The sequence below is a fragment of the Anoxybacillus suryakundensis genome (genome assembly GCF_001418025.1).
Classification (GTDB): Bacteria; Bacillota; Bacilli; order Bacillales; family Anoxybacillaceae; genus Anoxybacillus; species Anoxybacillus tengchongensis.
This window is the reverse complement of record NZ_LIOK01000005.1, coordinates 80,670-105,118: the sequence shown is the minus strand read 5'-3', so window position 1 is coordinate 105,118 and position 24,449 is coordinate 80,670. Positions and strand designations below refer to the sequence as shown.

Sequence of the window (24,449 nt, the reverse complement as noted above, 5' to 3'; positions counted from 1 at the left end):
TTACGTCAATGATATTGGATGCTGAAATTAAAGCACAGCTCGCCCAATATCTACAATTGATGGAAAATGACATTGTGTTAAAAGTGAGCGCGGGAGACGATTCAGTTTCCCGCGATATGCTTGCTTTAGTCGATGAGCTTGCAACAATGTCATCGAAAATCAAAGTAGAAAAAACAACGTTAGAGAGAACGCCAAGCTTTAGCGTCAATCGCGTTGGCGAAGAAACGGGCGTTGTGTTCGCAGGAGTACCTTTAGGACATGAATTTACTTCCCTCGTGCTTGCGTTGCTTCAAGTGAGTGGACGTCCGCCAAAGGTCGATCAAGCGGTCATTGATCAAATTAAAAGTTTACAAGGAACGTACCGTTTTGAAACATACGTCAGCTTAACGTGCCATAACTGTCCGGACGTCGTTCAAGCATTAAACGTCATGAGCGTACTAAATCCGAACGTTTCACATACGATGATTGATGGAGCAGCATTTAAAGAAGAAGTCGAACAAAAAGACGTGATGGCGGTACCAACTGTCTTTTTAAATGGCGAACCATTTGCGAGCGGCCGCATGTCGCTTGAAGAAATTCTTGCGAAGTTAGGAAGCACGCCAGATGCTTCAACGTTCGCAAACAAAGACCCGTTCGACGTGCTTGTCATCGGTGGGGGACCTGCTGGTGCGACAGCAGCCATTTATGCTGCGCGTAAAGGCATTCGCACAGGAATTGTCGCTGAACGTTTTGGCGGTCAAATTTTAGATACGCTAGGCATTGAAAACTTTATTAGCGTCAAATATACAGAAGGTCCAAAACTCGCAGCAAGCCTTGAAGAACATGTGAAACATTACAATGTTGACATTATGAACTTGCAGCGTGCGAAACGGTTGGAAAAGAAAGACCTCATTGAAGTTGAACTTGAAAACGGCGCCGTTTTAAAAAGTAAAGCGGTCATTGTCGCGACAGGTGCGCGCTGGCGCAATCTCGGCGTCCCTGGCGAAGCGGAGTTCAAAAATAAAGGGGTTGCTTACTGCCCGCATTGCGACGGTCCGTTGTTTGAAGGAAAGCATGTCGCGGTCATTGGCGGTGGTAACTCTGGGGTCGAAGCGGCAATTGATCTGGCGGGAATTGCTAAGCATGTGACCGTTCTTGAGTTTGCGCCAGAATTAAAGGCGGATGCTGTGTTGCAAGATCGTTTGTACAGCTTACCGAACGTAACAGTCATTAAAAATGCGCAAACGAAAGAAATTACAGGTACAGACAAAGTAAACGGTCTCACGTATATTGATCGCGCAACAGGCGAAGAGCACCATATTGAACTTCAAGGTGTATTTGTTCAAATTGGACTCGTACCGAATACAGAGTGGTTAGAAGGAACGGTCGAGCGCAATCGCTTCGGTGAAATTATCGTCGACAAACGCGGTGCAACAAACGTTCCTGGTGTCTTCGCTGCTGGCGATTGTACAGATAGCGCATATAAACAGATTATCATTTCCATGGGCTTAGGCGCAACAGCTTCTTTAGGTGCGTTTGACTACTTAATTCGGAATTAACCGGTTTCCCTCCCCTTGACGCTCGTATTGTCGTTTGATACAATATTAGCCAAACGAAATACAGGTGCAACGATGAAAGATGGATAGTAGCTAAGATCGTTCTTTTGTAGCGAGCTAGGGGTGGTGGAAGCCTAGCAAAGACGCTTAGCGAAACGGCAGTCTGGAGTTGCTTCACGCAAAAAGTGGATGCGTTACGCATCAACTAGGGTGGAACCGCGGGAGTTACGCTCTCGTCCCTAGGCGAAAGGCCTAAGGATGAGAGCGTTTTTTGTTTACATTTGACAAAAGGAGGATGAAAGATGTCGGTAACGATGGATCAAATTGTAGCACATGCGAAGCATCGTGGTTTTGTTTTTCCTGGCTCAGAAATTTACGGCGGATTAGCGAATACGTGGGATTACGGTCCGTTAGGGACAGAGTTGAAAAACAACATTAAACGTGCATGGTGGAAAAAGTTTGTCCAACAATCGCCGTACAATGTCGGATTAGATGCAGCGATTTTAATGAACCCGCGCACGTGGGAAGCGTCAGGTCATTTAGGGAACTTCAACGATCCGATGATTGACTGTAAACAATGTAAAGCGCGTCACCGGGCAGACAAAATTATTGAAGGCGCCCTTGAAGCGAAAGGTATTGAAATGGTTGTCGATGGGCTCCCATTTGAAAAAATGGAGCAGCTCATTCAAGAGCACGACATCGCTTGTCCGGATTGCGGCAGTCGCGACTTTACGAACATTCGCCAATTTAACTTAATGTTTAAAACGTTCCAAGGTGTGACGGAATCGAGCGCGAACGAAATTTATCTTCGTCCTGAAACGGCACAAGGCATTTTTGTAAACTTTAAAAACGTGCAGCGGACGATGCGCAAAAAATTGCCGTTTGGTATTGCGCAAATCGGAAAAAGTTTTCGGAACGAAATTACACCAGGAAACTTCACATTCCGCACGCGCGAATTTGAGCAAATGGAGCTTGAATTTTTCTGCAAGCCGGGCGAGGAATTGCAATGGTTTGATTATTGGAAACAATATTGCGAACAATGGCTTTTATCGCTTGGCATGAAGCGTGAAAACATTCGTTTGCGCGATCATTCTGAAGATGAACTATCTCACTACAGCAACGCGACAACAGATATTGAATATAAGTTCCCGTTCGGTTGGGGCGAGCTATGGGGTATTGCATCGCGCACCGATTACGATTTGCGCCGTCATATGGAATATTCAGGAGAAGATTTCCATTATCTCGATCAAGAGACGAATGAGCGTTTCATTCCGTACTGCATTGAACCTTCACTCGGTGCAGACCGCGTGACGCTTGCCTTTATGATTGATGCATATGAAGAAGAACAACTTGCAGACGGCACGACGCGCACCGTTATGCATCTTCACCCAGCATTAGCGCCGTACAAGGCAGCTGTATTACCGTTGTCGAAAAAGTTATCAGAAGGTGCACGTGCTATTTTTGAACAGCTTTCCCAGCACTTTATGGTCGATTACGATGAGTCTGGTTCGATCGGAAAACGATATCGCCGTCAAGATGAAATCGGAACACCGTTCTGTATTACGTATGATTTTGACTCAGAACAAGATCAAATGGTAACTGTGCGCGATCGCGACACGATGGAACAAACACGCATTCCAATCGCACAATTAAAAGACTTTTTAGAAGAAAAAATTCAATTTTAACGAAAAACAGGCTATCCTATCGTTAGGGTAGCCTTTATGTTAGGAAGGAGTGAAACGATGAGCATATTGAAAAATGATTGGGCGCCTCTGTTAGAAGAGGAATTTCAAAAGCCGTATTATTTGAAGTTGCGTCAGTTTTTAAAAGAAGAATATCGCACGAAAACGATTTATCCCGATATGCATGATATTTTTAATGCCCTTCATTATACTTCATATGCAGATGTCAAAGTCGTCATTTTAGGACAAGACCCGTATCACGGACCAAATCAAGCGCACGGATTAAGTTTTTCCGTAAAACCAGGTGTTGCTTTGCCGCCATCGTTATTAAACATTTTTAAAGAGTTACAAGATGATCTTGGTTGCTATATTCCAAACAACGGTTATTTATTAAAATGGGCAGAGCAAGGGGTGTTATTGTTAAATACGGTATTAACAGTGCGACGTGGAGAAGCAAATTCGCATAAAGGAAAAGGATGGGAGCATTTTACGGACCGCGTCATTCAACTTGTAAATGAAAAGGATGAGCCTGTCGTCTTTATTTTATGGGGGCGTCATGCGCAAGCGAAAAAAGCGCTCATTACAAATGAACATCATTATCTTATTGAAGCCCCGCATCCGAGCCCACTTTCAGCCGCGCGAGGCTTTTTCGGCAGCCGCCCATTTTCGAAAACGAACGCGTTTTTACAACGAACAGGGAGAGAGACGATTGACTGGCAAATCGAAAACATTTGATACACGAATAAACTGTTATGAATGCAAACATTTTTATGTCACATGGGATGCGCAATTGCCGCGTGGCTGTCGCGCATTCGGTTTTAAAAGCGCAATGTTGCCGTCTATTATCGTTAAGCAATCATCAAGTACACCTTGCATGAAGTTTGTAAAAAAAGAACATAAGGGGAGAAACGGATGAGTTCGTCGCGCTCTATCGTCGTTTCCGTCATCGCGATGATCGTCGCTATTATCGCAGGAACGGTAGGGTTTATGTTTTCTGAACAATTAACGTTTTTTGATGCACTTTGGTTGACGGTTGTTACGATTTTGACGGTCGGCTATGGTGATACAGTTCCACAAACGTTTTATGGGAAAATGTTTGCACTGATCATTATTCCCGTCGGTATTAGTATCGTGACATATGCAACAGGGGCGGTTGTTTCGATGATGATGGAAGGGGAATTTTCGAAAACAGTGCGGAGGCGAAAAATGAAAAAGAAAATTGAAGCGATGACGAACCATATTATTGTATGCGGGTTTGGTCGTGTTGGCGAACAAGTTGTGCGCGAGCTTGTCAAAAATGGGACATCTGTCGTTGTCATCGAACGGAATGTAGATTCGCTTGAAGAAATGGGCGATCCCATTCCGTATGTTGAGGGGGATGCGACAGCAGATGACGTGTTAATTGCCGCAGGCATTGAGCGTGCGTCGGGATTAGTTGCTGCATTGCCTTCTGATGCAGATAACGTCTTCATCTCTTTAACTGCAAAAGGACTGAATCCTAGCATTCAAGTTGTTGCGCGTGCCGAGCGGCCAGAATCAGAAGAAAAATTGCGGCGCGCCGGTGCGGACAAGGTGATTAACCCTTCGTTTTTGAGCGGCCGGCGCATGGCGATGACGATATTAAAGCCAGTTACTGTCGATTATGTTGATACGATTTTTCACGACCGTACCGGACAATACGCCATTGAGGAAGTAAAGATTGAGCCTCATTCTTCATTTGTTCATACGTCTGTCGGCGATCAAGCGGTAAGGACGCGCTTTCGAGTGACGATTATTGCTATTCAGCGGCAGGACGACATCATTGGGAACCCGACCCCAGATGAGCGGTTTTGCGCGGGCGACATCGTCATCGTCTTTGGGGAAAAACGAGCGTTGGAAGCGTTTGAACAGGCAGTAAACAAAAAGTAAGCAGCCATATCGGCTGCTTACTGTAATGCATAAATTCTCGCTTCGTGTGGGCGCATATGAAGCGTCGTTCCTTCTTCTTTGACGTCTGTATAGTTGCCGAGCAAGAGGCGGCGACTTGCAGAGCTGGTCTCTTCTGGCAATGTATATACGTTGTCGCTGTCGCAATGATTTAAAACGATGAGCCAGCGAACGCCATCGAGCTCGCGTGTATAGGCATAAATGTACGGCTCATTTTCTGAAAGATCGCGGAATGTGCCGTACACCATTACCGGATTTTGTTTGCGTAATTGAATGAGCTTTTTATAGTAATAATATACTGAGTTCGGATCGGCCAATGCCTGTTTGACGTTAATCTCTTTATAGTTTGGATTTACTTTAAGCCACGGCGTGCCTGTTGTAAATCCTGCATGTTCGCTATCGTCCCATTGCATCGGTGTGCGCGAGTTATCGCGACTTAATAGCTGCAAGCTTTCAAGCACTTCTTTCGGATCGCGACCTTTGGCGACTTCCTCGGCATATTTATTTTTCATCGCAATGTCGTTATAATCATCGATTGAGTCAAATTTGACACCCGTCATACCGATTTCTTCCCCTTGATAAATGTACGGCGTTCCAGGCAACGTATGCACGAGCGTAGCGAGCAGTTTTGCTGATTCAACTCGAAACTGCTTGTCGTTTCCGTAGCGCGTTACTTGTCGAGTATGGTCGTGATTGTTTAAAAACTGCGAGTTCCATCCTTTTCCCCACAGTCCTTCATACCAACGTTTTTGAATTTGTTTAAAGCGAATTGGATCCCATGTCGGCATTTCGTCGCACACTTCAAAATGGAAAAGGGTATGTAGCTCGTTTCGGTCTTCCCCGACATATTTTAAGCCTTCTTCTGGTGACACGAAAGCGACTTCCCCCACAGTGAAAATGTCATAATGCTTTAACACTTTTTCATGCATTTCTTGTAAATAATCATGCACGCCTGGGTTGTTCGTTAAATAACGAATGTCATATGGATTTTCGGCATCAGGAAATCCTTTAGGTTTGGCAAGCAAAGCAATGGCATCTAAGCGGAACCCGTCAATGCCTTTATCTAACCAAAAACGCATCATTTTATAAATTTCTTCACGAACTTCTTCGTTTTCCCAATTTAAATCTGGTTGTTCTACCGCAAACGAATGGAAATAATATTGCCCTGTTTGTTCATCATATTCCCAAGCCGATGGTGTAAAGTATGAACGCCAGTTATTCGGCTTGTCGCGCCATATGTACCAATCGCGTTTCGGATTGTTTTTTGATGAACGAGACTCAATAAACCAAGGGTGTTGATCAGATGTGTGATTTACGACAAGATCCATAATTAATTTCATTCCACGTTTATGTACCTCATGAAGCAAGCGGTCAAACGTCTCCATATCACCCGCTTTATCCATGATGCGATAGTAATCAGAAATGTCGTATCCGTTATCTTTATCTGGCGATTCATAGCACGGATTCAGCCAAATGACATCGATCCCTAAGTCGCGAATGTAATCCAGCTTTTGAATCAGTCCTTCTAAGTCGCCATACCCATCGCCGTTTGAGTCAAAAAAGCTCCGCCAATATACTTGATATACAACCGCTTCTTTCCACCATGTCCGTTTCATTCGTTGTCACTCCTTTTTTAAAGCGTTTTTAATTTGAAAAGTTGCTATGTATAAGATAACATTGTTTTAGTGGAAAAAGAAGTGGGGAGTGAAAACGTTTTGGATATATCAGTAGCAAATGTATTAACAAAGATAGAAGAAGAAATTGCAAAAGCCAAACATGCGTCGTCACCGCAAGCGGTGCGTGAACATATATATGCCGTTCGCGCGTTGTGCGACGTCATTTTACATCAACCATCGCCAAGTGCACAAACGATCATTACACCGCAACCAACAACAACTGAACGATTAACTATCGATGCTGATGCGAACGGGCCATCATTACTTGATTTTTAGGGGGGAACAATATGAAAATATTTACAATTATCGCATCAATGAGTGCAGCGTTATGTGTTGCGCTCGGTGCGTTCGGGGCACATGTGTTAGAAGGAAAAATTCCAGAACGGTATATGGATACGTGGCAAAAAGCTGTTCAGTATCAAATGTTCCATACGATTGGTTTATTTATTGTTGCATTACTTGCGACAAAATGGCCGAACGTGACGCCGGCTGGATGGTTAATGGTTGTAGGAATCGTTTTATTTTCAGGTAGTTTATACGTCCTGAGCTTGACGCAAATAAAAATACTCGGGGCTATTACACCGTTTGGGGGCGTGTCGTTTATTATTGCTTGGCTACTTTTAGCGTATGTGGCAATGAAACAAATGTAAAACGAGGCGCGTGTAACGCCTCGTTTTTAACGTGGAGCATATGTGCTTAATCCGCTCCCTGATGCAAATGGGTACTCATAATTAATTTCTTCATCAAACGTTACATAGTCGAGATAAATCATTGGCAATAAATAGCGCATTCCTGTTTGAGGATCGCTTAAAATGAGATGATCACGACCAGCCGCTTCAATGACACCGCGGAAAATTTTCGCATTCCATTCACGATTATTTTCAAATGTCATATAAACCGTAGCGATTTTCCCTTTGTTCAGGCGCAAAATATTTTCAATGTACGATTCTTCAATTGGAAGCATGCCAGGTAGTGGCTGGCTTGCAGTTGTTGGTGTTTGCATCGCTCCTGTTTGTGGTGCAAATGTTGGCGTAGGCAAACCAAACGGGTACGTTGGCATTTGGTATGGATAGTAGTATGGATATGAATAATACGGCATTTGTTGACGTTCATCACTCATTGTACTTCCTCCTTAAAAATTAATATACGCGTGGACAATCTGAGCGAGTCGGTGCGTAAAAGCAATGTGACTTAAAACGTCCGGCATTCCATTGATTAAACCATTGGGCTGGGCAAGTACCATCTGGGCGGAAAAACCAAAGCGAATTCGTTGCAGGATGGAATCGCTCACCACGAATGACGCGGCGGGCAAGGCGTATGTCTTCGTCGCGCGCTCGTTGATAAAAATATCCTTTTTGTACCGCTTCAAATCCACCTGGGCTTTGAAATACCATTTGACGAATTGTACGAAGACCGTCAAAGTCTAGGCAGTTTGCACGCACGCGATTCACTCCAACGTTCCCAACCATCAACATGCCGAGCTGACCATCGCCTTCTGCTTCTGCTCGCATGAGGCGGGCGAGTAATTTGACATCTTCTTCTGTATAGGCAACAACAGCCATCCCTTCACCTCACTTTATAGAAATCGCTATTAGCCTATGATGAAAAATAAAAAATGTGAGGAAAGTCGTCATTGTTATATGTATGAAACACATCATAAAAAAAGACCTCCAAATCGGAGGCCTATACATGTAAAAACTGTTCCATTTTTTCTTTCGGTAAAATGTTGCCGACAAAGAAAGAGCCGAATTCACCAAATCGTGCGCTCACTTCATCAAAACGCATTTCATATACGAGTTTCTTGAATTGAAGGACATCGTTTGAAAATAGCGTGACGCCCCATTCGTAATCGTCAAATCCGACCGAACCTGTAATGATTTGAACGACTTTTCCAGCATACTTTCTTCCTGTCATGCCGTGTGCGCGCATCAAGTTGCGGCGTTCTTCCATCGGAAGCATGTACCAGTTGTCGTTTCCTTGTCGACGCTTGTCCATCGGATAAAAGCAAACGTGATTTGTTTTCGGTAAGATCGGATATAAACGGCGACGCACTTCTGGATTTTCATACGGATCGCCAGCTTCTGCCGGCAAATAGTTGCTTAGCTCAACGACAGAAACGTATGAATACGCAGGGATGAGATATTCAGCTAACTTTGTTTTGTTGATTGCTGTTTCAATTTCATGAAGTTCTTCCATCGTCGGACGTAAAAGCATAAACATGACGTCCGCTTTTTGCCCCATAATCGTGTAAATGGCGTGACTTCCCTCTTTAGCCGCTTCCGTTGTTTCCCATTTTTCCACTAGCGTTAAAAACTCATGAATTGCTTCTTGGCGCTCTTCGTTTGTGAGCGTTTTCCAAGCCGCCCAATCTACCGTGCGGAAATCATGCAGACAATACCAACCGTCTAACGTTTGTGCCGCTTCACTCATATTCAACACTCCTTTTGTTATGTACTATTCAAATTTTATCATATGTGTTTTGTTTGTGCCAAACACACTATTTTAATCGTTTGTAAATAAGAAAAGAAATGACAATGATGATTCCGCCGGCGATCGTGATCGTTGTAAAATGCTGTTCAATAAATGTTTTCGCCTGCGCACCTAGGATGAAAATAATGAGACCTTCTATAAAAAAGCGTGCTCCACGACCGATAAACGACCAAAAAAGCAACGTACGAATTTTGATGTTAGAAATGCCAGAGAAAATCGTAAAGACTTTATATGGAATCGGCGTGAATCCTGCGATGACGATCGCCATCGCCCCATATTGTTGAAAATATTGCTCTACTTTATCCATTTTCTCATCCGAGATAAAATAACGTAAAATTGGTCTGCCGAACCTTTTTCCAATATACCACCCAAGTAATGCACCGAGCACAGAAGCGACCGTCGTTAAAAAGGAAAACCATAATGCTTTCTCTGGCTGGGCGATGCTTAACGGAATTAATAATACATCAGGTGGAATCGGGAAAAACGAGGATTCTGTAAATGAAACGATGACGAGACCAATAACACCAAATTCAAGCAACCACTGTTCAAGATGATGAATCCATTGTGACATATCATAACGCTCCTTTGTTTTGTACATGCTTCTTAACAAATATATCACTTTTTAGGCAATATATCACTCGGCATAAAAAACAGAATTGTTATAAAAAAAAGACTATTTTCGTTTACGGCGTAATTCATTGCTTTTCGTCTCAATAAGAGTATTCTAATAGATAGACGAATTTTTTTAAACTAAGGAGGAACATTTCGTGAGTGACTTATTTGCAGCCTTAAAACAAAAGGTGGCAGGAAAAAATGTAACAATCGTATTTCCAGAAGGACTCGATGAACGTATTTTAACAGCTGTCGGACGTCTAGCGGCAGAAAATGTATTGCATCCGATTGTGATTGGCGATCAAGAAGCTGTCGTTCAAAAAGCAAAAGAGCTCGGTTTGACGCTTGAGAAAGTAGAGATCATCAACCCACATACGTATGAAGAAATGGATGAGATGGTTGCTGCGTTTATTGAACGTCGTAAAGGAAAAGTGACGGAAGAAGATGCGCGCAACATTTTGCTTGATGAAAATTACTTCGGTACGATGCTTGTGTATATGGGAAAAGCGCACGGGCTTGTGAGTGGCGCCGCACATTCAACAGCGGATACGGTTCGCCCTGCGTTACAAATCATTAAAACAAAACCAGGCATTCGCAAAACGTCGGGCGTGTTCATTATGGTGCGTGGCGATGAAAAATATGTATTTGCCGATTGTGCCATTAACATCGCTCCAGATAGTCAAGATTTAGCCGAAATCGCAGTCGAAAGCGCCCAAACAGCGAAAATGTTTGATATTGATCCGCGCGTAGCGATGCTTAGCTTCTCAACGAAAGGGTCGGCGAAATCACCGGAAACGGAAAAAGTGATCGAAGCGGTGCGCATTGCAAAAGAAATGGCACCAGAGTTAACGCTTGATGGCGAGTTTCAATTTGATGCTGCATTTGTTCCGTCTGTGGCGAAAAAGAAAGCGCCAAACTCTGTCATCCAAGGCGATGCGAATGTTTTTATTTTCCCAAGCTTAGAAGCAGGAAATATCGGGTATAAAATTGCCCAACGTCTCGGCAATTTTGAAGCAGTCGGACCAATTTTACAAGGATTAAATCAACCGGTAAACGACTTGTCGCGCGGATGTAACGCCGAAGATGTATACAAATTATCACTTATCACAGCAGCGCAGGCGCTTGCGGCGATGGAATAATGAGTGAATTGTTGCGACAACAAACGTGGCGAATTATCGATCATTCGAGTCTCGGTCCATCGTTTGATGCGAAACAGTCATTTGCGTTTGATGATGCGCTTTGCGAATCCGTAGGTAACGGTCAGTCACAACCGATTGTTCGATTATGGGTGCATCATCAGACCGTTGTGCTCGGCATTCAAGATACGAAACTGCCGTACATTGACAAAGGACTCGCCTACTTACATGAACAAGGTTGGCATACGATCGTTCGCAATTCTGGTGGATTGGCGGTCGTATTAGATGAAGGGGTTTTAAACGTTTCACTTATTTTTCCAGATACAAAAAAAGGAATTGATATTGATCGAGGATATGAAGCGATGGCGACACTTATTGCACGTATGTTGCCAGAAGCACATGTACAAACAGGAGAAGTCGTCGGTTCGTATTGTCCAGGAAGTTTTGATTTAAGCATTGATGGAAAAAAGTTTGCGGGCATTTCACAGCGGCGTATTCGAGGCGGCGTCGCTGTGCAAGTGTATATATGTGCAAACGGAAGCGGCGCCGAAAGAGCGCAATGGATTCGTGAGTTTTATGAGCGATCTCTTGCGGGAGAACAAACGAAATTTACGTATCCGACAATCGTTCCGCATACGATGGCATCGTTAAGTGAATTGCTCGGCAAACAAATGACCGTTTCAACGCTTATCATCCGACTATACGAAGCTCTCCAATCGTTTGGAAGTACGCTTGAGCCATCATCGCTTACTCAAGCAGAATGGGAGCGATACTATATGTACTTTCAGCGTATGATCGACCGAAATGAAACGATGTTGCCGAAATAAAAAAGCTGTCGCACCAGACAGCTTTTTTACTCAGCAATTTTTTCGATTTTCTCTAAATTTCCGTTGCGATCCATTTTGAAAATAGGTGCCCTAAACTCATCTTCTGAAATTTCGATTTGTCTTGCCCGATTAATGATTCGCGCCATCGTTCCGTAATCCTCGCGCAATTCTTCGTTTTCTTTTTGTAGTTTTGTAAATTGTTGTTCTAGTTGTTTATATTGTTGTTGTAATTGTTCGAGCTCCAGCTTTAGTTGCTTATTTTCCACTAGCGCTGTTTCTTGCCCGATGTACGATTGCTTTAAAGAATGTAAAAAAGCAATGACATGGTCAAGCGTTAAATGACTTGTCTCAACATGTTCATATTCATTCGTTTGCACTTCTAACGGTTCCATCCCTAATTCTTCAAGCGAAGGTACAGGAGGTGTATAAAGCGGCCGTTTTCGCAATGCATGTTTATTTCCGAGTGCGCGTTGCCGTTGTTTACGGAACTTTTTCGCCATTTGTAACGATTCTTCGTATTGTTGGCGAACGACCGCATTCCAGCGAAATCCGCATGCGGCAGATGTGCGATTCAATTTATCGCCCACTTCTTCAAATGCATTTAATTGCGTGCTTCCTTCGCGCACGTGGCGCAGCACCGTTTCAGCTAACAATAGATCTTCTTCTTCAGTCCAAGCATCTTGTCGTTTTTTTGTCATGGAAAAAACCCCTTTCGCATTCTTTTATTTTCATAATCACCAAAAAGCAAGAAAGATATACTATTTTTCAAAGGAAATAGATGTAGCTTGCATTGTTCGCGTATACACGTTAGAATACTCGTTAGCGAAAAGGAGTGAGTACGGTATGCAAAATGAATTTCGCGTCTGTGACGATTGCCAAGCAACGAATTTAAAAACGTTGTTGCCAAGGTTGAAAAAATTAGATCCGAACGCGACGATTGAAATTGGCTGTCAGTCGTATTGCGGTCCAGGTCGGAAAAAAGTGTTTGCGTTCGTCAACAATCGCCCTGTATCGGCCATGACGGAAGATGAATTAATTGAAAAGATTGCTGAGAAGTTGAAAAAATAAAAAATCGCCTTTGTGTTAAAAGGTGATTTTTTTCTTTATTTCAGGAAAAAGGAAGTCTTTGTTTTTTACAAAGAACGCTCTATAATAAAGCTATGTTATGAACAGAAGAGAGGGAGAAGGATTGTACCTCAATGAAAAATTAAGCGAAGAGAAAGTGTTTAAAGATCCGGTGCATAGGTATGTGCACGTGCGTGATAAAGTCATTTGGGATTTAATTGGCACGAAAGAATTTCAACGGCTGCGTCGCATTAAACAGCTCGGCACGACGTATTTGACGTTCCACGGCGCGGAGCATAGCCGCTTTAATCATTCGCTTGGCGTATATGAAATTGTGCGCCGCATCGTTGACGATGTGTTTGCTGGTCGACCGGATTGGGATGAAAATGAGCGCTTGCTTTGTTTATGCGCTGCGCTTTTGCATGATTTAGGACATGGTCCGTTTTCGCATTCCTTTGAAAAAGTGTTTCGTCTTGATCATGAGCAATTTACGCGCGCGATTATTTTAGGCGATACGGAAGTGAATGCGGTGTTGCGTCGTGTGTCGCTACATTTTCCGAAAAAGGTCGCTGAAGTGATTGAAAAAACGTATGAAAATAAGCTTGTCGTCAGCTTAATTTCTAGCCAAATTGATGCGGATCGCATGGACTATTTATTGCGCGATGCGTACTATACAGGTGTCAGCTATGGACATTTTGATATGGAGCGCATTTTGCGCGTCATGCGTCCGCGCGAAGAACAAGTAGTCATTAAGCGAAGTGGCATGCATGCGGTAGAAGACTACATTATGAGCCGATATCAAATGTATTGGCAAGTATATTTCCATCCTGTTACGCGCAGCGCAGAAGTCATTTTGACAAAAATTTTGCACCGCGCGAAACATTTATATTTATCCGGTTATACGTTTCAAACACCTCCTGTCCATTTCCAATCTCTTTTTCATGGAAACGTGCAACTAGAAGACTATTTAAAATTAGATGAAGCGGTGACATTATACTATTTTCAACAATGGCAAGATGAACGAGATTCGATTTTAAGCGATTTATGCCGTCGCTTTATGAATCGTAATTTATTTAAATACGTCGAATTTCAACCGACGAACGAGGAAATGAAAAAGCTAGTGGAATTGACGACGTTGTTTAAAAAGGCGGGCATCGATCCGGATTATTATTTAGTCGTTGACTCTTCATCCGATCTTCCGTACGACTTTTATCGTCCTGGGGAAGAAGAGGAGAGGCTTCCGATTTATTTGTTAATGCCGAACGGGGAGTTGCGTGAGTTATCGCGGGAATCGACGATCGTTGATGCGATTTCGGGGAAACGGCGCACCGATCATAAATTATATTTCCCACAAGATTTTCTCGATGACTTATCGACAAAACGAAACGTGAAGAAAAAAATTAAGCAACTTTTATATGAATAGGAGATGGGGACATTGCTTTTCGAGCATGCGAAAATAATGAAAGCGTTGGCGGCAGTCGGGGAGATTGTAGGACGAAAAAAGCTACAAAAAATGATTTACATTGCGAAAAAAATGAAGTTTCCTTTTTATGAAAAATTCGATTTTCATTTTTACGGTCCGTATTCCGAAGAGTTGACATTGCGCATTGAAGAGTTATGTAACGTCGGATTTTTGCAAGAAATGAAAGAAAAAAAAGGCGGATATTATCAATATCGTTATGCGTTGACGGAAGCGGGTGAGCAGTTTTTAACTCACTATTATTTGGACATGCCTGATTTAGATGTTTGCTTGCGCAGCTTAAATGAACAAAGTGCAAGATTTTTAGAGCTTGTTTCTACGATTTTATATTTTGAAGACTTAAGTAAAGATGAAGTGAAAGAAAAAGTATTTACATTAAAAAGCAAGCAGCGATACACAGAAGAAGAAATTGAAGAAGCGTATCGTTACATCGAACAGTTACGTGAGCAGACGTACATAAAAAGCTGACCATCAGGGTCAGCTTTCGTCGCTTAATCGCTTTCCGCCAATCGCATAATGATTTTTCGACATTTCTTCAATAAAGACGACAATTTTTTCTTTCGGTGCACCTGTCGTTTCCGCAACGGCTTCTGTTACTTTTTCAACGAGCGCTCGTTTTTGTTCTTCTGTGCGACCTTCAAGCATTTTTACTGTTACATATGGCATCGCGATCGCCCCTTTCTTCTTTGTTCGACAATCGTTATTATACCATTCATCGACTGTTATCAGTAGTGTTTCGGCTTGTTTTTCGTGTATAATAATCAAAAAATGAAAAAAGTTTGAAAAGGGGAAGAAACGTGGACCAATTTTTAGCATATCCGCTTCGAGAAATACCGTATGTTGTGTTGGCGCTTGCGCTTGCGTTTTCTGTTCATGAATTTGCGCACGCATACGTGGCGTATAAATTTGGTGATCCGACGGCAAAACAACAAGGGAGACTAACGTTGTCGCCGCTCGCTCATTTAGACATACTAGGGACATTGCTTATTTTTATCGCTGGGTTCGGTTGGGCGCGTCCGGTGCCGGTCAATCGCGGATATTTTCGTCACCCGCGTCTTGCGGGCGTTCTCGTTTCTGTCGCAGGTCCGCTCAGCAATTTGTTGCTTGCGGCCATTGGCTTCGCTTTATGGTATGCGATGATTCGCATCGGTATATTTGAATTCATCCCGATCTGGTTTCGAGACGGATTGTATCAGTTTTTTGAAATTTATATCGGATTGAATATTTTATTGTTCGTTTTTAACTTATTGCCGTTTCCTCCGCTTGATGGTTATCGTATTGTCGAAGATTTAGCACCGATGCACGTGCGTGCGAAAATGACGCAATTTGAAAACTACGGGGCGCTCATTTTTTTAATTCTTATTTTTACGCCATTAGATCAATATACGATTCAACCGATTTTTCATGTCGCTATTCCAGCGGTTGCTCAATGGCTACAAAGCATATTTTCAACACTTATTTTGTAAAGAAAGGATGAACGAACGTGGAAGAGAAAAAAAAGCCGATGTTTAACATTATTAAAAAAGAGCCAAAAGTGCACGGAACGTTTGGAACAGGGGTGCTCAGTTTATCAAACGTTTCTCCAGTTATTATCGACGTTGAAGCAGGTGAAGCGTTCATTGATATGGGGGCGATGCATGCGCGTAGCGTCGTAGAAAAAGGCATTAAATTTACGCCAAATCGCGAAGAAGTGCCAAATGGCAAACTATATTGGCTCGTGTGGGTAATGATTGATCAGACGGAAGAAGGACCGTATTATGCCGGGGTGACGGCATGTGAGATGACGGTCGATCGTGAAGCGCGCCGCGGATATAAATCGCTTCCTGAGCACGTCAATCGGATGGATAAATCATTAAAGCGCCATATTATCGTCGACCATATGGATGGGCGCTCAAAAGAAGTTTTAGCTTCATTTTTACAACAACATAACCGCGACATGTGGGAGCGTTCGAGCGAGGAATTGAAACGTCAGCTTCAAAATCATGGATAAAATGTGACGGTTTTGTGAACGAGGTCATATCCATACTTGTCGTTGAGTGGGAAAAGGAGTAAACTAAAGGTACAAATGTAACACATGATAAAACTAGGACGCATAAACGCCCAAGCATACTCGCTTGGGCGTTTGTGTTTAAAACCAGTCGAACAGTCGCTTAAACCATGAATCTTTTTCTTTTTTCTTTTTGTTCTTTTTCTTTTCTGCCGGATGGTCTTTGCAGTAGTCTGTTGGTTCTGTACCGACAACGTAATACGTTAATCTTGTTGTCGGACAAGCTGCAGTAGCGAGCTTACCGCTATGAGGATCGACATATACGCCGATAACTCCTTCTGGTGGCTCAAATGTCGCGACTTTTCTTCCGCGTAAACTATCTTCCATAAAACTGACCCAAATATGTTTTGCGTATTGCTTTTCATCCGTGCGATCAATCGTTTCATCTCGGTCATATCCCGTCCAGACGGCAGTGACGAGTTGGGGTGTAAAACCGATCATCCAACTATCCGTTTTCGTCGTTCCTGATTTTCCAGCATACGGTCGAGTCATACGTGATGTAATCGATTGCCCTGTCACCGAAGCATAGTCATTTAACGTTGGATCAAACATGCCGGTCATTAAATGCGTCGTCACAAAAGCAAGCGCCGGATCGAGTATTTGTTCATCGCTTGACCGTTGTTCATATAGCACTTTTCCTTCGTAATTTGTCACCTTTTTAATAAATACAGGCTCGACTTTTTTTCCGCCATTGGCGATGATACTGTAGGCGCGCGCCATATCAATGACTTTAACGGGCGACGTCCCGAGAGCAAGCGATGGCACTTGTTTCAGTTTACTTGTAATACCGAGTTGTTTCGCGATGGCTACAAGCTTGTCTTGTCCAAGCAGCAAATGTGTTTTTACGGCATAGACGTTATCCGAAAGAGCAATCGCTTGAGCAAGTGTAATTGTATCGTTTGCGTAATAGTTGTTAAAGTTGCGAGGTGTATATGTCGAGCCATCTTCAAGCGTAAACGTCGTCGGTTCACTACGTAATTGCGTCGATGGAGTAAATCCGTGCTGTAGCCCGCCATAATATAAAAACGGTTTAAATGTAGAACCGGGTTGACGTTCTGCTTGTATCGCGCGATTGAACGGGCTTTTTTCATAGTCGCGCCCCCCGACAAGCGCTTTAACTTCTCCTGTCTTTGGCTCCATCGCAACGAGTGCGACTTGAATGTTTGATTGCGAATGAATCGTTTCTTTTATCTTTTCCTCTGCGATTGCCTGCATGTTGACATCGAGCGTCGTGTACACACGTAATCCGCCCATTTCAATCGTTTCTTCATCAAGTCCGAGCACCGTTTTTAACATATGCTTGACAGCGTCTTGGAAATACGGGGCAATCGTTTTTGTTTTCATTTGTTGGCCGTTTGAAAAGTAAAGTGGTTCGTTTGCGGCTTGTTTTGCTTCTTCTTTCGACAAAAATTTTGCTTCAACCATCGAATGTAGAACGATGCGTTGCCGTTTCTTTGCTCGTTCTAAATCAACGAGTGGCGAATAGTAGCTTGGGCCTTTCGGAATACCTGCAAGCATCGCTGCTTCTGCCACGGTCAACTCACGAGCGGACTTTCCGAAATAAAAGTTAGCAGCTGCTTCAATGCCGTATACGCCATGTCCGTAGTAAATCGTGTTTAAATACCCTTCTAAAATATCATGTTTATCGTAGTTTGCTTCCAGTCGAATTGTATATAACGCTTCTTGTATTTTGCGCCACCACGTCTTCTCATAGCTTAAAAATAAATTGCGCGCATATTGTTGGGTAATTGTGCTTGCCCCTTGCACTTTTTTCATCGCTTTTATGTCTGCAACGATCGCCCCGGCGATACGTTTCAAATCGAAACCGTAATGGTCAAAAAACTTTCGATCTTCCACCGCAATCGTTGCATGAATGGCGTGTTCGGACATGTCCGATAGTTTAACCCAATATCTTTTCCCGCCGTAATGGTTTTCACCAATTTTCGTGCCGTCTTCTGCATAAAAAATAGTCGATTGCGGAACCGCTAAAGGGGGAGGGCCTTTCCATTTCGCAAATATAATGAGCCCCGCGATCGTTATCGTGCCTAACAAGCTGCTAACTAGCGCAAACCAAAGGAAGAGCCGCATATATTTAAACGTTCGTTTCCATCGTTCGATGGCGATCGTCTCCATAGCCATCACCTCATTTTTTACGTTTAAAATTAGTATGAAAACATTTTTATTTTTTTAAACGTTTTCTAGCAATTTTTACTTGAAATTTTGCTAGATTGCTCTATACTTTTTCATGTTTAGCATTTTATTTTTTGGGCATGATAAGCGGTGCATTATTGACGAAAGGGTGTTCAAACATGGAACTTTGGTTTACTGAAAAACAGACGGACAGCTTTGGGATTACAGCACGAATTAAACGCACTTTACATACAGAGCAAACGGAATTTCAAAAGCTCGATATGGTTGAAACAGAACAATTCGGCAACATGCTTATTTTAGACGGAATGGTTATGACAACGCAAAAAGATGAATTCGTCTATCATGAAATGGTTGCGCACGTCCCGCTATTTACGCACCCGAATCCAGAAAACGTTCTTGTCGTCGGCGGCGGAGATGGCGGTGTCATTCGCGAAGTATTAAAGCATCCGAGCGTGAAAAAAGCGACGCTCGTTGAAATTGACGGGAAAGTCATCGAGTATTCGAAAAAATATTTGCCGGAAATCGCTGGAAAATTAGACGATCCGCGCGTGGAAGTGAAAGTGGACGACGGCTTTATGCACATTGCGCAAAGCGAAAACGAATACGACGTCATTATGGTTGACTCAACAGAGCCAGTCGGTCCAGCGGTCAATTTATTTACAAAAGGGTTTTATGCAGGCATTGCGAAAGCGTTAAAAGATGATGGTATTTTTGTTGCGCAAACAGACAATCCATGGTTTAAAGCAGATTTAATTCGCACTGTTCAACGTGATGTGCGTGAAATTTTCCCAATTACACGTTTATATATCGCAAACATTCCAACGTATCCGAGCGGCATGTGGACGTTTACTATGGGCTCAAAAAAATACGATCCGCTTGAAGTGAGCGAAGAACGTTTCCACGACATTGAAACGAAATATTACACAAAACAGCTTCATAAAGCGTGCTTCGTATTGCCGAAATTCGTTGAAGACTTAGTGAAGTAAGGGGAGAAGACGATGCGATTTGATGAAGCGTATTCTGGCAACGTATTTATTAAAAGCCATCCGAATTTTGAAGAAAGCCAAGCGGTTATTTACGGGATGCCGATGGACTGGACAGTTAGCTACCGCCCAGGCTCCCGTTTCGGTCCAGCACGCATTCGCGAAGTGTCAATCGGGCTTGAGGAATATAGCCCATATTTAGATCGCGAGCTGGATGAAGTGAAATATTTTGATGCAGGTGATATTCCTTTACCATTTGGTAACGCTCAGCGCAGTTTAGACATGATTGAACAGTTTGTTGATCGTATATTGGAAGCGGGAAAATTTCCGCTCGGTCTTGGTGGCGAACATTTAGTGTCTTGGCCGGTCATGAAAGCGGTGTATAAGAAATATCCAGACTTAGCGATTATTCATATGGATGCTCACACAGATTTGCGCGAGCATTACGAAGGTGAGCCGTTGTCGCATTCAACGCCAATTCGTAAAATTGCTGAGCTCATTGGACCGAAAAACGTATATTCTTTCGGCATTCGGTCGGGCATGAAAGAAGAATTTGAGTGGGCAAAAGAAAACGGTATGTATATTGCGAAATTTGACGTGCTTGAGCCGTTAAAAGAAGTGCTCCCAACGCTTGCAGGCCGTCCGGTATATGTCACAATTGACATTGATGTATTAGATCCAGCGCACGCGCCAGGAACAGGAACCGTCGATGCAGGCGGTATTACGTCAAAAGAGCTACTGGCTGCTATTCACGCCATCGCTCGTTCCGATGTGCGCGTTGTCGGAGCAGATTTAGTTGAAGTTGCACCTGTATATGACCATTCTGAACAAACAGCCAACACAGCAAGCAAGCTCGTGCGCGAAATGCTTCTCGGTTGGGTGAAATAAAGATCAATCCCTGTCGGTGAGACAGGGATTTTTTTTTCATAAAACTATTGCCAATGTCATACATTGAAAGTAACATTTACATAGTGTCAATATTGGAAAGGAGGTGAAAAAATGGGCATTCGATTAATTAAAATTTCTGCTGTTTATTTCGCAATTGGCGTCTGTTTAGGGCTTTATATGTCGATGACGCACGTTTTTACATTTACACCTGTTCACGTTCATATTAACTTGCTTGGTTGGACAGCGTTAACGCTTGCTGGTATTTTATATCATTTATTCCCTCATATTGCGGAAACGAAAACAGCGAAAGCGCATTTTTGGCTTCATAACGTCGGTTTACCAGCAATGATGATCGGCTTAGCGTTTGTCGTCTCTGGAAATGAAGCGTTCATTCCATTGACAGCGCTCGGAGGTACTCTTGTGACGCTCGCCGTACTCGTGTTTGCATGGAATGTATTAAAAAACTTAAAGCAGGTGTAATATGTTAGGCGGTCTCTAAAAAGAGGCCGCCTATTGCATGTATGCGCCTCTTTTTCTATACTTAACTACAGTCACAACAACAGCAAGGATGTGGGGAAGGTGAACGGAACACCAATACAACTCAAGCAAGTGACAGAAATTCGTGACGGTGCACGAAAAGAAATTGTTGTCATTGAGGCAAATGGTTTATACTACTTAAAAGGAGACGCAACGTATGTGACGTTTGAAGAGACGTACGAAGGAGAAACGATCAAAAATATTGTGAAGATTGCCAATGATGAAGTCGTCGTTCTTCGTTCCGGTGCAGTCTCGATGCGCCATACGTTCCGTAAACAGTCAGAAACGGTGGGCACGTACGAAAGTCCGGTGGCGCGCTGGGAAATGAAAACAAAAACAGAACAAGTTTTGTATCAGTATAATGAAAAAACAAAAAAAGGGCAGTTGTTTTTTTCCTACATACTCCATTTATCTGGGAAACATGTCGGTCGTCATGCAGTGACGATTTCGTTTAAGGAGGCAAAAAAATGAACATTGTTGAACAAATGAAACAAAAACTAAAAGAAGAAATTAAAGAAGCGGTCATTCGCTCAGGCGTCGCGACAGAAGCAGACGTTCCAAGCGTCATTTTAGAGACGCCGAAAGACAAAGCGCACGGCGATTATTCAACAAACGTGGCGATGCAACTTGCGCGCGTCGCAAAAAAAGCACCGCGTATGATCGCGGAAGATATTGTACGTCATTTTAACGGTGAAGCCGTATTTGTTCAAAAAGTGGACATTGCTGGACCGGGGTTTATTAATTTTTACATGGACAATCGTTATTTAACTGAGCTCGTTCCGACCATTTTACAAGCAGGCGATGCGTACGGTGAAACAAACGTCGGCAATGGACAAAAAGTGCAAGTTGAGTTTGTTTCCGCAAACCCGACAGGTAGCTTACATTTAGGTCATGCGCGTGGAGCAGCTGTTGGCGATTCATTATGTAACATCTTGAAAAAAGCAGGTTTTGACGTCACACGTGAATATTACATTAACGATGCTGGCAATCAAATCGCCAATTTAGCCAAGTCGGTCGAAGCGCGTTATTTTCAAGCGCTTGGTATCGATAAGGACATGCCAGAAGACGGCTACTTCGGTGAAGATATTATTGAGCTAGGGAAAAAATTAGCAGAAGAACATGGCGACAAGTTTGTCGCGCTCGATGAACAAGAGCGACTTCAACAATTCCGTGAATATGGGTTAGCGTTTGAAATGGATAAAATTAAAAAAGATTTAGCCGACTTCCGCGTCACATTTGATGTTTGGTATTCGGAAACATCGCTTTACCATAACGGAAAAATTGAGAAGGCGCTTGAAACGTTGCGCGAAAAAGGGCATATTTACGAGCAGGATGGCGCGACATGGTTCCGCTCGACGACATTCGGTGATGACAAAGACCGCGTACTTATTAAACAAGATGGCACGTACACGTATTTATTGCCGGACATTGCATACCATCAAGATAAACTTGAGCGTGGATTTGAAAAAATTATTAACATTTGGGGCGCGGATCATCACGGTTACATTCCGCGCATGAAGGCGGCGATCGCTGCGCTCGGATACGACCCAAATGTGTTAGAAGTTGAAATTATTCAGCTCGTTAGTTTATATCAAAACGGTGAGAAAGTACGTATGAGCAAACGGACAGGAAAGGCGGTTACGTTGCGTGACTTAATGGAAGAAGTCGGACTGGACGCTACGCGCTATTTCTTTGCGATGCGCTCATCAGATACGCATTTAGATTTCGATATGGATTTAGCTGTATCGCAATCAAACGAAAACCCTGTATATTATGCACAATATGCCCATGCGCGCGTATGCAGCATGCTTCGTCAAGGCGAAGAACAAGGGTTATCTTATGATGGTGACCTATCTTTTACGTACGAATTAGCGGAAAAAGAAATCGACTTATTGAAAAAACTTGGGGAGTTTCCTTCAGCTGTTGCGGAAGCAGCGGTGAAGCGTTCACCACATCGAATGACGAACTACATTTTCGATCTTGCCTCTGCATTGCATAGTTTTTACAATGCGGAAAAAGTACTTGATGCAACGAACGTGGAAAAAAGTCGCGCTCGCTTAGCACTTATGAAAGCTGTACAAATTACATTAAAAAATGCTTTAGCGCTTGTCGGTGTACATGCTCCTGAAAAAATGTAATACGAAAGAGGGTGTCCCCAATAGGGCACCCTTTTTCACTACAATAACGGGGACATCCATGTCGCAACCCCTTCTTTCAGCCGATGAAGCCAAGATTGCTTGCGAAAATATTCCGCTGTCAACAACGTTGATGTGTCGATGTCTTTGGCGATCGTTTGTTTGACATGTTGAATGAACGATTTGTCATATATATAACAATTCATTTCGTAGTTAATGAACAAACTGCGACGATCAAAATTCGCTGTACCGATATCACATATATCGTCATCGATGACAATTACTTTTGCATGGTAAAACCCATGATAAAACTGATAAATATGAGCGCCTGTATGAAGTAGCCGACGAAAAGACGGATACGCTGCTTCTTTCACAAACGGATGATCCGCTTGCATCGGTACAATAATCGTCAGTTGAACACCCCGTTCCATCGCTTCAAGAAGAGAATGCATAATTTTTTTACTTGGAATAAAATATGGGGTTCCGATGATGATTTCCTGTTTTGCTTGTTTAATCAGCTGAATAAATTCATCTTCTAAATACTTCCCGTCCGTTGGAAGAAGACGATGTTTCATCATTCCTTTTCGAAGGGGAGGAAAATACCGTTCATCATCTCCAAACGATTGCCCAGTCGCTTTTGTCCAGTCTTCTTGAAACTGTCGCTGCAAGTCATGCACACCTTCTCCGACAATCTTCAAATGATAGTCGCGCCAATGGCCAAACTTCGGATCTTGCCCCATATATTCTTTTCCGACGTTAAACCCGCCTAAATAGCCAATTTTCCCGTCAATAACAGTAATTTTCCGATGATTCCGTTCGTTCAATTTGTAGAAAAAAAACGGCAATGTCGGACGGTTCGCAAAAGCAAATTGCCCACTTTTTTGTCGGAGGGAAGCCGGTAACCCGAAGCTGCCGACCCAATCGACGAGCAGACGTACTTCTACCCCTTCGTTTACTTTTTGCTCAAGTAAAGAAAAAAATCGCTGACCGATTTCATCATCGCGCACGATATAAAATAAAATGTGAATATGATGTTTCGCTTGTTCTAACTGTGCAAAATAGTCATCAAACAACGTTTCACCTGTCGTAAATAGCGAAATGTCGCTTTCACGTTCAATGCCGACCTTTTTTCGTGCTGATGCTTTTGACACTTTATCGCCCCATTTATAATCAAGCACAAGAAGAAACAATAAAATGATCGCAATGACGAGCCAACGCATGCCTCCACTCCTTTCTTTCGTGTAGTTTCCCCAAAAAGAAAATAAAAAATGAGAAAAAA

The 24,449-nt window shown here is 43.0% G+C and carries 28 protein-coding genes and 1 other annotated feature; of the genes, 19 read left to right on the top strand and 9 right to left on the bottom strand.

Translation table 11 applies throughout. The annotated features are described in order from the left end of the window. Nucleotides 1-8: 8 nt before the first annotated feature. From ahpF to ASC42_RS05040, 5 genes are all read left to right on the top strand, one after another. Complete coding sequence (gene ahpF / locus ASC42_RS05060; RefSeq protein WP_055440823.1) at nucleotides 9-1,538, top strand: alkyl hydroperoxide reductase subunit F; 1,530 nt, start codon at nucleotides 9-11, stop codon at nucleotides 1,536-1,538. Nucleotides 1,539-1,601: 63 nt separating this feature from the next. Further along, nucleotides 1,602-1,779, top strand: a binding site (T-box leader). A 58-nt stretch (nucleotides 1,780-1,837) separates the two neighbouring features. Then, nucleotides 1,838-3,220 carry a glycine--tRNA ligase gene (locus tag ASC42_RS05055; protein WP_055440822.1) on the top strand — a complete coding sequence of 461 codons (1,383 nt, stop codon included), beginning with the start codon at nucleotides 1,838-1,840 and terminating at the stop codon, nucleotides 3,218-3,220. A gap of 57 nt (nucleotides 3,221-3,277) precedes the next feature. Beyond that, the gene (locus tag ASC42_RS05050; RefSeq protein ID WP_055440821.1) at nucleotides 3,278-3,952 is read left to right on the top strand and encodes a uracil-DNA glycosylase; all 675 of its coding nucleotides are present in this window, start codon (nucleotides 3,278-3,280) and stop codon (nucleotides 3,950-3,952) included. Then, the gene (locus tag ASC42_RS14220; protein WP_055440820.1) at nucleotides 3,927-4,133 is read left to right on the top strand and encodes a hypothetical protein; all 207 of its coding nucleotides are present in this window, start codon (nucleotides 3,927-3,929) and stop codon (nucleotides 4,131-4,133) included. Before ASC42_RS05050 ends, ASC42_RS14220 begins: the two co-directional genes overlap by 26 nt. Next, a complete protein-coding gene (locus tag ASC42_RS05040; protein ID WP_055440819.1) occupies nucleotides 4,130-5,125 on the top strand; it encodes a potassium channel family protein in 996 nt (331 codons plus the stop codon). Before ASC42_RS14220 ends, ASC42_RS05040 begins: the two co-directional genes overlap by 4 nt. 17 nt (nucleotides 5,126-5,142) lie before the next feature. Here the strand turns inward: ASC42_RS05040 and ASC42_RS05035 are convergent, their stop codons facing one another. Beyond that, nucleotides 5,143-6,759, bottom strand: coding sequence for a glycoside hydrolase family 13 protein (locus ASC42_RS05035; RefSeq protein WP_055440818.1), 1,617 nt, complete (start codon nucleotides 6,757-6,759; stop codon nucleotides 5,143-5,145). A gap of 99 nt (nucleotides 6,760-6,858) precedes the next feature. On the opposite strand from ASC42_RS05035, the gene ASC42_RS05030 reads away from it, so the two are divergent. Next, nucleotides 6,859-7,095 (top strand): YwdI family protein, encoded by a 237-nt coding sequence (locus tag ASC42_RS05030; RefSeq protein WP_032101365.1) that lies wholly within the window; start codon nucleotides 6,859-6,861, stop codon nucleotides 7,093-7,095. A gap of 11 nt (nucleotides 7,096-7,106) precedes the next feature. Further along, nucleotides 7,107-7,469, top strand: coding sequence for a DUF423 domain-containing protein (locus ASC42_RS05025; protein ID WP_055440817.1), 363 nt, complete (start codon nucleotides 7,107-7,109; stop codon nucleotides 7,467-7,469). 26 nt (nucleotides 7,470-7,495) lie between these two features. Here ASC42_RS05025 and gerQ read toward each other — a convergent pair whose 3' ends face one another. From gerQ to ASC42_RS05005, 4 genes are all read right to left on the bottom strand, one after another. Next, the gene (gene gerQ, locus ASC42_RS05020) at nucleotides 7,496-7,939 is read right to left on the bottom strand and encodes a spore coat protein GerQ (protein WP_055440816.1); all 444 of its coding nucleotides are present in this window, start codon (nucleotides 7,937-7,939) and stop codon (nucleotides 7,496-7,498) included. A 19-nt stretch (nucleotides 7,940-7,958) separates the two neighbouring features. After that, nucleotides 7,959-8,381 (bottom strand): cell wall hydrolase, encoded by a 423-nt coding sequence (locus tag ASC42_RS05015; RefSeq protein WP_055440815.1) that lies wholly within the window; start codon nucleotides 8,379-8,381, stop codon nucleotides 7,959-7,961. Nucleotides 8,382-8,502: 121 nt separating this feature from the next. After that, a complete protein-coding gene (gene hemQ, locus ASC42_RS05010) occupies nucleotides 8,503-9,249 on the bottom strand; it encodes a hydrogen peroxide-dependent heme synthase (RefSeq protein ID WP_055440814.1) in 747 nt (248 codons plus the stop codon). Nucleotides 9,250-9,316: 67 nt separating this feature from the next. After that, nucleotides 9,317-9,880 carry a YqaA family protein gene (locus ASC42_RS05005; protein ID WP_055440813.1) on the bottom strand — a complete coding sequence of 188 codons (564 nt, stop codon included), beginning with the start codon at nucleotides 9,878-9,880 and terminating at the stop codon, nucleotides 9,317-9,319. 196 nt (nucleotides 9,881-10,076) lie between these two features. Between ASC42_RS05005 and pta the strand changes: the two genes are divergently transcribed. Then, a complete protein-coding gene (pta, locus tag ASC42_RS05000) occupies nucleotides 10,077-11,060 on the top strand; it encodes a phosphate acetyltransferase (RefSeq protein WP_055440812.1) in 984 nt (327 codons plus the stop codon). Further along, on the top strand, nucleotides 11,060-11,884 hold the full coding sequence (lipL, locus tag ASC42_RS04995; RefSeq protein WP_055440811.1) for an octanoyl-[GcvH]:protein N-octanoyltransferase: 825 nt from the start codon (nucleotides 11,060-11,062) through the stop codon (nucleotides 11,882-11,884). The genes pta and lipL overlap by 1 nt, the downstream gene beginning before the upstream one ends. A gap of 26 nt (nucleotides 11,885-11,910) precedes the next feature. On the opposite strand, the gene ASC42_RS04990 is transcribed toward lipL, so the two are convergent. Further along, the gene (locus ASC42_RS04990; protein ID WP_032101357.1) at nucleotides 11,911-12,582 is read right to left on the bottom strand and encodes an RsfA family transcriptional regulator; all 672 of its coding nucleotides are present in this window, start codon (nucleotides 12,580-12,582) and stop codon (nucleotides 11,911-11,913) included. Nucleotides 12,583-12,727: 145 nt separating this feature from the next. On the opposite strand from ASC42_RS04990, the gene ASC42_RS04985 reads away from it, so the two are divergent. The 3 genes from ASC42_RS04985 (at nucleotide 12,728) to ASC42_RS04975 (ending at nucleotide 14,897) form a co-directional block, all read left to right on the top strand. Further along, the gene (locus ASC42_RS04985) at nucleotides 12,728-12,952 is read left to right on the top strand and encodes a YuzB family protein (RefSeq protein WP_055440810.1); all 225 of its coding nucleotides are present in this window, start codon (nucleotides 12,728-12,730) and stop codon (nucleotides 12,950-12,952) included. Between the two features lie 97 nt (nucleotides 12,953-13,049). After that, nucleotides 13,050-14,372: an HD domain-containing protein gene (locus ASC42_RS04980; RefSeq protein WP_055440809.1), complete on the top strand. Its 1,323-nt coding sequence runs from the start codon at nucleotides 13,050-13,052 to the stop codon at nucleotides 14,370-14,372. Nucleotides 14,373-14,384: 12 nt separating this feature from the next. Continuing rightward, entirely contained in the window at nucleotides 14,385-14,897 is a 513-nt protein-coding gene (locus ASC42_RS04975; protein ID WP_141653495.1) for a YwgA family protein, read from the top strand. Between the two features lie 9 nt (nucleotides 14,898-14,906). On the opposite strand, the gene ASC42_RS04970 is transcribed toward ASC42_RS04975, so the two are convergent. Next, entirely contained in the window at nucleotides 14,907-15,095 is a 189-nt protein-coding gene (locus ASC42_RS04970; protein WP_003397075.1) for a 2-hydroxymuconate tautomerase, read from the bottom strand. Nucleotides 15,096-15,226: 131 nt separating this feature from the next. Here ASC42_RS04970 and ASC42_RS04965 point away from each other — a divergent pair, with 131 nt between their 5' ends. Together ASC42_RS04965 and ASC42_RS04960 are read left to right on the top strand one after the other, a co-directional pair. Further along, nucleotides 15,227-15,895 (top strand): site-2 protease family protein, encoded by a 669-nt coding sequence (locus ASC42_RS04965; protein ID WP_055440807.1) that lies wholly within the window; start codon nucleotides 15,227-15,229, stop codon nucleotides 15,893-15,895. A gap of 17 nt (nucleotides 15,896-15,912) precedes the next feature. Then, complete coding sequence (locus tag ASC42_RS04960) at nucleotides 15,913-16,419, top strand: YwhD family protein (protein WP_055440806.1); 507 nt, start codon at nucleotides 15,913-15,915, stop codon at nucleotides 16,417-16,419. Nucleotides 16,420-16,557: 138 nt separating this feature from the next. Here ASC42_RS04960 and ASC42_RS04955 read toward each other — a convergent pair whose 3' ends face one another. Beyond that, the gene (locus tag ASC42_RS04955) at nucleotides 16,558-18,609 is read right to left on the bottom strand and encodes a transglycosylase domain-containing protein (protein ID WP_055440805.1); all 2,052 of its coding nucleotides are present in this window, start codon (nucleotides 18,607-18,609) and stop codon (nucleotides 16,558-16,560) included. 176 nt (nucleotides 18,610-18,785) lie between these two features. On the opposite strand from ASC42_RS04955, the gene speE reads away from it, so the two are divergent. The 5 genes from speE to argS all read left to right on the top strand — a co-directional run bounded on the left by speE (nucleotide 18,786) and on the right by argS (nucleotide 23,173). Next, nucleotides 18,786-19,613 (top strand): polyamine aminopropyltransferase, encoded by an 828-nt coding sequence (speE, locus tag ASC42_RS04950; protein WP_003397067.1) that lies wholly within the window; start codon nucleotides 18,786-18,788, stop codon nucleotides 19,611-19,613. A 12-nt stretch (nucleotides 19,614-19,625) separates the two neighbouring features. Further along, complete coding sequence (gene speB / locus ASC42_RS04945; protein WP_035049330.1) at nucleotides 19,626-20,498, top strand: agmatinase; 873 nt, start codon at nucleotides 19,626-19,628, stop codon at nucleotides 20,496-20,498. Between the two features lie 111 nt (nucleotides 20,499-20,609). Further along, the gene (locus ASC42_RS04940; RefSeq protein WP_055440804.1) at nucleotides 20,610-20,978 is read left to right on the top strand and encodes a hypothetical protein; all 369 of its coding nucleotides are present in this window, start codon (nucleotides 20,610-20,612) and stop codon (nucleotides 20,976-20,978) included. A gap of 90 nt (nucleotides 20,979-21,068) precedes the next feature. Beyond that, nucleotides 21,069-21,506, top strand: a complete 438-nt coding sequence (locus ASC42_RS04935) for a YwiB family protein (protein WP_055440803.1) — start codon at nucleotides 21,069-21,071, stop codon at nucleotides 21,504-21,506. Beyond that, the gene (argS, locus tag ASC42_RS04930) at nucleotides 21,503-23,173 is read left to right on the top strand and encodes an arginine--tRNA ligase (RefSeq protein WP_055440802.1); all 1,671 of its coding nucleotides are present in this window, start codon (nucleotides 21,503-21,505) and stop codon (nucleotides 23,171-23,173) included. The genes ASC42_RS04935 and argS overlap by 4 nt, the downstream gene beginning before the upstream one ends. Before the next feature lie 38 nt (nucleotides 23,174-23,211). On the opposite strand, the gene cls is transcribed toward argS, so the two are convergent. After that, on the bottom strand, nucleotides 23,212-24,390 hold the full coding sequence (gene cls, locus ASC42_RS04925) for a cardiolipin synthase (protein WP_055440801.1): 1,179 nt from the start codon (nucleotides 24,388-24,390) through the stop codon (nucleotides 23,212-23,214). Between the last annotated feature and the right edge of the window lie 59 nt (nucleotides 24,391-24,449).

Excerpts from the sequence above, each read along its gene's own strand:
- ahpF (WP_055440823.1), top strand. The coding sequence starts at position 9 with ATGATATTGGATGCTGAAATTAAAGCACAGCTCGCCCAATATCTACAA.
- ASC42_RS05055 (WP_055440822.1), top strand. The coding sequence starts at position 1,838 with ATGTCGGTAACGATGGATCAAATTGTAGCACATGCGAAGCATCGTGGT.
- ASC42_RS05050 (WP_055440821.1), top strand. The coding sequence starts at position 3,278 with ATGAGCATATTGAAAAATGATTGGGCGCCTCTGTTAGAAGAGGAATTT.
- ASC42_RS05040 (WP_055440819.1), top strand. The coding sequence starts at position 4,130 with ATGAGTTCGTCGCGCTCTATCGTCGTTTCCGTCATCGCGATGATCGTC.
- ASC42_RS05035 (WP_055440818.1), bottom strand. The coding sequence starts at position 6,759 with ATGAAACGGACATGGTGGAAAGAAGCGGTTGTATATCAAGTATATTGG.
- ASC42_RS05025 (WP_055440817.1), top strand. The coding sequence starts at position 7,107 with ATGAAAATATTTACAATTATCGCATCAATGAGTGCAGCGTTATGTGTT.
- gerQ (WP_055440816.1), bottom strand. The coding sequence starts at position 7,939 with ATGAGTGATGAACGTCAACAAATGCCGTATTATTCATATCCATACTAC.
- ASC42_RS05015 (WP_055440815.1), bottom strand. The coding sequence starts at position 8,381 with ATGGCTGTTGTTGCCTATACAGAAGAAGATGTCAAATTACTCGCCCGC.
- hemQ (WP_055440814.1), bottom strand. The coding sequence starts at position 9,249 with ATGAGTGAAGCGGCACAAACGTTAGACGGTTGGTATTGTCTGCATGAT.
- ASC42_RS05005 (WP_055440813.1), bottom strand. The coding sequence starts at position 9,880 with ATGTCACAATGGATTCATCATCTTGAACAGTGGTTGCTTGAATTTGGT.
- lipL (WP_055440811.1), top strand. The coding sequence starts at position 11,060 with ATGAGTGAATTGTTGCGACAACAAACGTGGCGAATTATCGATCATTCG.
- ASC42_RS04990 (WP_032101357.1), bottom strand. The coding sequence starts at position 12,582 with ATGACAAAAAAACGACAAGATGCTTGGACTGAAGAAGAAGATCTATTG.
- ASC42_RS04985 (WP_055440810.1), top strand. The coding sequence starts at position 12,728 with ATGCAAAATGAATTTCGCGTCTGTGACGATTGCCAAGCAACGAATTTA.
- ASC42_RS04980 (WP_055440809.1), top strand. The coding sequence starts at position 13,050 with ATGAACAGAAGAGAGGGAGAAGGATTGTACCTCAATGAAAAATTAAGC.
- ASC42_RS04970 (WP_003397075.1), bottom strand. The coding sequence starts at position 15,095 with ATGCCATATGTAACAGTAAAAATGCTTGAAGGTCGCACAGAAGAACAA.
- ASC42_RS04955 (WP_055440805.1), bottom strand. The coding sequence starts at position 18,609 with ATGGAGACGATCGCCATCGAACGATGGAAACGAACGTTTAAATATATG.
- speE (WP_003397067.1), top strand. The coding sequence starts at position 18,786 with ATGGAACTTTGGTTTACTGAAAAACAGACGGACAGCTTTGGGATTACA.
- speB (WP_035049330.1), top strand. The coding sequence starts at position 19,626 with ATGCGATTTGATGAAGCGTATTCTGGCAACGTATTTATTAAAAGCCAT.
- ASC42_RS04940 (WP_055440804.1), top strand. The coding sequence starts at position 20,610 with ATGGGCATTCGATTAATTAAAATTTCTGCTGTTTATTTCGCAATTGGC.
- argS (WP_055440802.1), top strand. The coding sequence starts at position 21,503 with ATGAACATTGTTGAACAAATGAAACAAAAACTAAAAGAAGAAATTAAA.
- cls (WP_055440801.1), bottom strand. The coding sequence starts at position 24,390 with ATGCGTTGGCTCGTCATTGCGATCATTTTATTGTTTCTTCTTGTGCTT.